This is a genomic window from Pseudomonadota bacterium, assembly GCA_039714795.1.
Taxonomy (GTDB): Bacteria; Pseudomonadota; Alphaproteobacteria; order JAGOMX01; family JAGOMX01; genus JBDLIP01.
In genome coordinates this window covers 1-6282 of record JBDLIP010000106.1, presented here as the reverse complement: position 1 = coordinate 6282, position 6282 = coordinate 1, and the positions used below count along the sequence as shown (strand labels likewise).

Annotated in this window: 6 protein-coding genes; 2 read left to right on the top strand and 4 right to left on the bottom strand. The window is 44.2% G+C overall.

Translation table 11 applies throughout. The annotated features are described in order from the left end of the window. Positions 1–560: 560 nt before the first annotated feature. Positions 561–2204, bottom strand: a complete 1644-nt coding sequence (locus tag ABFQ95_07145; GenBank protein ID MEN8237296.1) for a hypothetical protein — start codon at positions 2202–2204, stop codon at positions 561–563. A 210-nt stretch (positions 2205–2414) separates the two neighbouring features. Here ABFQ95_07145 and lpxC point away from each other — a divergent pair, with 210 nt between their 5' ends. Beyond that, a complete protein-coding gene (lpxC, locus tag ABFQ95_07140; GenBank protein MEN8237295.1) occupies positions 2415–3395 on the top strand; it encodes a UDP-3-O-acyl-N-acetylglucosamine deacetylase in 981 nt (326 codons plus the stop codon). A gap of 237 nt (positions 3396–3632) precedes the next feature. On the opposite strand, the gene ABFQ95_07135 is transcribed toward lpxC, so the two are convergent. Beyond that, positions 3633–4880: a CCA tRNA nucleotidyltransferase gene (locus ABFQ95_07135; protein ID MEN8237294.1), complete on the bottom strand. Its 1248-nt coding sequence runs from the start codon at positions 4878–4880 to the stop codon at positions 3633–3635. Between the two features lie 112 nt (positions 4881–4992). Between ABFQ95_07135 and ABFQ95_07130 the strand changes: the two genes are divergently transcribed. After that, a complete protein-coding gene (locus ABFQ95_07130) occupies positions 4993–5376 on the top strand; it encodes a hypothetical protein (GenBank protein ID MEN8237293.1) in 384 nt (127 codons plus the stop codon). A 328-nt stretch (positions 5377–5704) separates the two neighbouring features. Here the strand turns inward: ABFQ95_07130 and ABFQ95_07125 are convergent, their stop codons facing one another. Both ABFQ95_07125 and ABFQ95_07120 read right to left on the bottom strand, forming a co-directional pair. Continuing rightward, complete coding sequence (locus ABFQ95_07125; protein ID MEN8237292.1) at positions 5705–6016, bottom strand: single-stranded DNA-binding protein; 312 nt, start codon at positions 6014–6016, stop codon at positions 5705–5707. Next, the coding region (locus tag ABFQ95_07120) for a hypothetical protein (GenBank protein MEN8237291.1) at positions 6000–6282 on the bottom strand (283 nt) is incomplete at its 5' end. The genes ABFQ95_07120 and ABFQ95_07125, both read right to left, overlap by 17 nt.

Below are 6282 nucleotides of genomic sequence, written 5' to 3'. Positions count from 1 at the left end.
AGCAGCGCTTTTGGTGGTAAATAGGGACGAGATATAGTATGTTGGCGTCAGCCATTGGTTGATCTCCTTCGGTTAGATCGATCATGGTTAGTGGCGCTTCTGGTGGTTTCAGCACCCGTTGCGTCACGACTTAAGATACAGGCTAGCGCAAATTTCTTGATGAAGCAACAGTAAATTTAATTTAATTTCTATGTAATTCGTTGGGGAATGTTATGCACGATATGCATGAGTTCCCAGTTAAACATGACAATTTCAAGCATATAGAACTCCCAAAATAACGTACATCAATGCGCTACAACAACGAACGCCTTAATTTAGCCTGAGTGTAACCATTCAGCTCGCACCGCCATCATCCTGGACGTTGCATTTGGAATTCATGACCGTAAGGCCAATGAATCCCAAATGCTTACGAGATCCAGATCCCATTTTTATGATTTGCAAAAAAATAATTAGATCCTGTCCCGGATCAAGTCCGGGATGACGGCCTGCGGGCAGAAAGTACAGTTATCTCTGATCCAAAACTCAGGTTGCTTAAGTTAGTGCCGTTGTAGCATACCCTTCTATGAAGTAGCCGCAGGTGTTGCCTCCTGAAATAATGGCGGCATGGTTGGCAGTAGTTCTTTAAACGCAGCAGCAAGCTCTTCAAAATCTCGGTTGTTGATTTGCAATTTATAAGGCTCAGGACTGTAGATAATTTCAAATACAGCATTTTGCTGTTTTTTACCTGAAAGTACAGCAATTCTTTGCAAGAAATCAACAATCGCTGTTGCAACTTCTGGTGTGATAACATGGGAATCAGGATTGCCCCCATTTAGCACACTCATCCACTTACGAGCATATTGTATCAGGTCATGCGTGAACCTTCGGTAGTTATTGAGCGTAAACTGGAGCTGGCACTCAGCAGCCCCATTTAGCTTAGATTTACCCTTTGCCTCAAAGCCATAGAAGTCAGAGGTAAAACTTAAGTGCTCAAGCTGGATTTCTTGAGTGTTGCCATCAAAAGCTCCGTCAACGATCAATCTGCTCTCCCCCCACTCGGAGAGTTTAGGCGCAAGTACCTCTACGCCTTTAAGAATTTTTTGTAATATCTGAACTTCATGGACAGCTTCTGAGGATTTTTGAGTCTCTATCATTCCGGTCAAGATATCTCTAACCATAATTTTCATGAAATCGTCATATTTTGCAGTAATTTTACTTGTTGTATCAATTTTTACAGAGGCATTTTGTGGCATCCACTGCGGGCCCACTGTAGCATCTATCAAGCCTTTAAGCGTCCCTGTTCCCAGATCGCTTTGTAAGTCAAAGTTCTCAATATCTAAAGTTAGTTGTGCCTCTCCCGCCAACGGCTGGAAAAAGTTGGTTATTCCTTTATAGTGCACCTTCCAAGAGATATTTTGTTTGCCATGCCAACTCGGATCCGCAGATGTTAGAATGGGTCTAATTTGTGCCAACCAATTCTGCTGTTGTTGGTTTTCAAGGTTACCAAGAGCAGTTAAAATTTGAGCATAGAATGCATCAAAATGCTTAGTGAATTCGACGTTCTTCATGTCCCCTTGAAATGATATTTCATGGCTATCTTCATCTAGTTTATTGAGATCAACATTGATCATAAGTGCGTCTTGTTGATATAGAGCTTGGATTTGTTCTTTATCAATGAGTTCTGCAACCCCGGTCTGCATCGAGAAAGAATCAAACATCTCAAGACTAAAATCTTGCCTATTCCAAGGTTTCAAGGAAAGTTTCCCCAACACAAAAGCAGATAGCGCCTTGAACATTGATCCTTTGTTGAAATGCACGTTATATACAGAATCACTTCCTTTTGAAACGACTGCAAGTGAGTCATCAGAGTTTTGAGTAAAAGAAGGCACTTTAAGGGACATATCACCATGGAATGTAAGACTGTAATTTGTTCCCAGCGCATTGGTGCTCAAAGAAATTCTTTCAATATCTGATTGAACTTGATGTCCTAACGCATCAAGTTTTGGATCATGCACGTTCAAGGTAATAGCAAAAGGAAAGCCAGTTGTTTCGAGTGATGAATATGTAATCGAGCCACCAACTAATATTCCAAGTATCTCGTTGATTTGCTTTATTTGAGACTCGACTTCTTGCTGCATGTTCTGAGCATTGTAAAACCAAAGGCCCGTGTAGCCACCGGTAGCTAAAATTACTAACACAAATAATGTAACTAAGAGTTTTTTCACTTACTTTAACCTCTACAAATTTAATACAAAAAACTTCCGTATTCTTAATAGGTAAGAACTTCATTGTCAATAAAAAAAATCGCTGTTAATTTATATCGAAAAAATATTTCTCCCAAGGCAACAAACTGTAACATAACAACAGTTGTTCTTTGTTCCTGTGATCTTATACAGTAGAAGGTGAGAGTTTTTATTTTCAACCTACGGATCTCAATGCAACCACCACTAAACGACGTACTCCCGAACAAAATGCCACAAAAGACCATCCAATCGGTGGTGAGCCTTGATGGGTTGGGTGTGCATTCTGGTGAATGTATCAACTTATCCATTTATCCAGCTGCCGCAGGCAGTGGCATTACCTTTGTGCGCACGGATGTTAAAGACAAGAACAACGTGGTGCCAGCCCGCTGGGATCGGGTGGTGGATACACATTTTTGTACCTGTATAGCAAATGAGGCAGGGGTTCATGTTCGCACCATTGAGCATATTATGGCTGCTCTTTATGCCTGCGAAATCGATAATGCTCGCCTAGAGGTTTCTGGAACTGAAGTGCCTATCGTGGATGGGAGTTCAGCGCCATTCGTGCATCTTATTGAAAAGGTGGGTGTTCAAGAACAATCTGCTCCCAGGAGAGTGATTGAAGTTTTAAAATCAGTAACGGTGCATGGAGATGCCATAGGTGGAAATGACAGACGCTATGTTACTTTCCACCCAGCAAACCACTTTTCTGCAGCCGCAACCCATGAGTTTGATGGCTGCGCTGATTTACTCCCACAAAACTATATCTATGAAGGGAATGTAGCGACCTTTAAAGCGCAAATTATGCGCGCACGTACTTTTGGTTTTATGCAAGATGTGGAAAAACTCTGGTCTTCTGGTCTTGCCAAAGGAGCCTCCCTTGACAACGCGGTAGTGATTGATGGAAGCCGCGTGCTCAACAAAGAAGGCTTTCGTTATCCGAACGAATGCGTACGCCACAAGATACTGGATGCAGTGGGCGATCTTTATTTAGCCGGAGCCCCCATCCAGGGTCGCTACGAAGGCCTGCAATGCGGGCATGGTCTCAACAATCAACTGCTGCGCGCCTTTTTTGCTGATGCATCGGCCTGGCGCTTGCATACGTTCGAGTCTGACTCTGAAGCTATCCATTTTTTTGCAGCAAATATACCTACTAAAGCAGCGGTAGCTTGCTAAGGTCAGTTTAAGTTAGAGCCATTGGCTTTTAAGTTACAATCGTCCCATAGAATTTTCGACTTTTGTGCAGTGGTTTGCGAAAAAGTCTTGACTATTGTGCATTTTGTTGCACAATAGTCATCATGAAACGATTTCAAATCGTGCGACTTTCAGTCGCATGCTCGGAAAATCAGCGTTCGGGATGAGGATGACAGCCTGCGGGTAGAAAGTGCAGTTATCTATTATCCAAAACTCAGGTTAAATACGCTCTTGCAACCAAGCCAAACACTTCTCTCGCGTTGGCCGGCATCCATTTTCCAGCCACCAGTCTTCCAGCTCTTTCAACAGTTGGCTGACTTTGGGGCTGCGCGGCACACCTAACTCAATGATGTCCGATCCCCTAACCGGCAACTCTGGCGACCACCAATGCTCTGCTGAGTCAAAATGCCGCTGCAACCAAATAGGTGCTTGATCTAACGGCACATTGATTTGCTGATCTGCCAGTAACAGGGCAATCTCACGATAGAGGGTGGCACCATGTTTGTGCAATAACGTATACATGGTTTTGCGATCGTCAATATTGGGTGGATTGCGCAAGATCCGAGTCAAAGTTAGCAATTGTTTGCTTTCACTGCGAGAAAACTTAAGCCGCTCGATGATTCGCTCAGCCACTGCGCGATTGCCTTGAATCATACAAGCCAAACGCCTAAGCGCATCAGATTGCATATGCATCTGGTGCTCAAGAGTCACCAAACGTTCAAGTGCCAGAAATGAGGTACCATCCAAATGCAAATAGGGAAACAAAACTGCAAAAACGTTGCAAGACCACATCTGTTGCAGAACTCGCACTGGAGAATCTACCTGTAACAGGCGTTTTAGCTCGTACCAAATCCGCTCACCAGAAAGCTGTTTTAAACCAGAACTGGCTTGGCAACAAGCCTCCAAAGCTTCTAGTTCTGGTGGGTAAGTTCCATAAATCGCCTGAAACCGAAAATAGCGCAGCACGCGCAGGTAATCTTCGCGAATCCGCTCAGCGGCATCGCCGATAAATCGCACCCGCCCTTGTTTTAAATCTTCAACTCCTCCGCACGGATCATATAAAGTGCCATCCAAATCCAGGTAAAGTGCATTGCATGTCAGATCCCGGCGCTTAGCATCTTCCTTCCAGTCGTCAACAAAGCTGACACGGGCATGCCGGCCAAAGGTTTCCACATCTGCTCGAAGTGTTGTGATGTGAAAGGGAACACCCTTAACCACTGCAAGAATGGATCCGTGTGAAGCCCCTATTCCCACTACCTTGTATTCCTTTAGCAATTGCATCACCACCGACGGCGACTCGGTAGTAGCGATATCAATATCACTGATGGAGCGGCCCACCACAGCATCACGCACACAGCCTCCGACGAATCTGGCAATACCTCCTTCGGCCATCAACGCCTGCATGACGGCCTTTGACGCCAGCGACATCATCCAATCTTGCAAGGGTAGAGTTCCAGTTGGTTGCATGTGGTTATTATAACTAAATTGGTAGGAATAAAACAGCCAACAGTGGTTTTACATTGAATTGCATGCTAACATTGCCCCACGATTTTGAAAATGAAATAGGGAAAAATCCATTATGCCACGCCGTTTTAACCTCTGCTTGATCCTTTCGACTGGACTGATTTACTCTTCGTCATCTTTAGGAGTTATCCCCAAGGAGTCACAGTGTCCAAGTGTTGCTGACTTTAAAAAGATACTCAATGCCAAGCGCAATCATGACGATCCCTTTCAACCAATTACCGACACTAAAGGGCGTCGCTGGATTGTCATGCAACGCTTCAAAAAAGCCACACAAGATGGAATTGACGAACTTACAATTGAACCCCAAGAGCAAACAACAAAGCTACCTATAACACCCTCAAAAGCAAGGATATGTAACTATCTGGCAAAGAGTGAAGACGGTACTCTTCTCGATCAAGCCAAAATCGTTGAAGCCAGAGAGCAAAGCAGCACCCGCTGAATCGTTGGGGGCGTGTGAGGTAATCCTCGTCTCTCAAAATGAGGGTTTTTGAGAGACGCGAAATTTGCTCTTGCAAAAACCCGCAAATCCAATAAACGATTTCCCAATCAGGGCTGTTCAGTGAAGCCAACACGGCCGTCATCCTAAACGCTGATTTTCCGAATGTGCGACTGATAGTCGCACGAAACAAAGGTCTTGATTTCACTTCAGTATAGTTCTAAAAGCAACGTTTGGGATGACGACCCGTAGGCAGAAAGACCTCTTATCCAAAACTCAGGTTAATAGTAGCACATTTTCACTTAACAGCCCTGGATTAATGCATACTGAGTTACTGCATGAGGGGATGCAATCTTCCGTGCTTTCTAGACACAACAATCCAAACATCTTTGCTATTGTCATGAGCACTACAAAAATACTCAAGCTGTCCTTCAACCCATACAACAGAACCTGCAAACAAGTATGTATGGGCATACTCGATGATCAATGGATCCTCAATAACCACGTGGTGCGGCCTGGAAAGACTTTTGTCTGAGTCGGTTACAAGTTCAAAACTCATAATGCGAATGTGGTTAGGCGTGAAATAAACACGTGGATCATCTGCTATTTTGCCAATTAGGTTAACTCTATTCAATAAAAGCATGGTTCTTTCTCCTTCTCCTTAGGGCCTTATTATAAACGCCCCGGGGAACAATTGTTCCCCGGGACTGGCCGTAACGAAAAGCACCACGCACCCCAATGACATAGCTACATAAATGCTCAAGTCCTGGGAGGCCACCGTCTGCGCCGCAGACTTTTGCCACAAGAATACGAAATAAGCAAACTTGTGGCACACAGCAGCGCTTTTGGTGGTAAATAGGGACGAGATATAGTATGTTGGCGTCAGCCATTGGTTGATCTCCTAGTGGT

Excerpts from the sequence above, each read along its gene's own strand:
- lpxC (MEN8237295.1), top strand. The coding sequence starts at position 2,415 with ATGCAACCACCACTAAACGACGTACTCCCGAACAAAATGCCACAAAAG.
- ABFQ95_07135 (MEN8237294.1), bottom strand. The coding sequence starts at position 4,880 with ATGCAACCAACTGGAACTCTACCCTTGCAAGATTGGATGATGTCGCTG.
- ABFQ95_07130 (MEN8237293.1), top strand. The coding sequence starts at position 4,993 with ATGCCACGCCGTTTTAACCTCTGCTTGATCCTTTCGACTGGACTGATT.
- ABFQ95_07125 (MEN8237292.1), bottom strand. The coding sequence starts at position 6,016 with ATGCTTTTATTGAATAGAGTTAACCTAATTGGCAAAATAGCAGATGAT.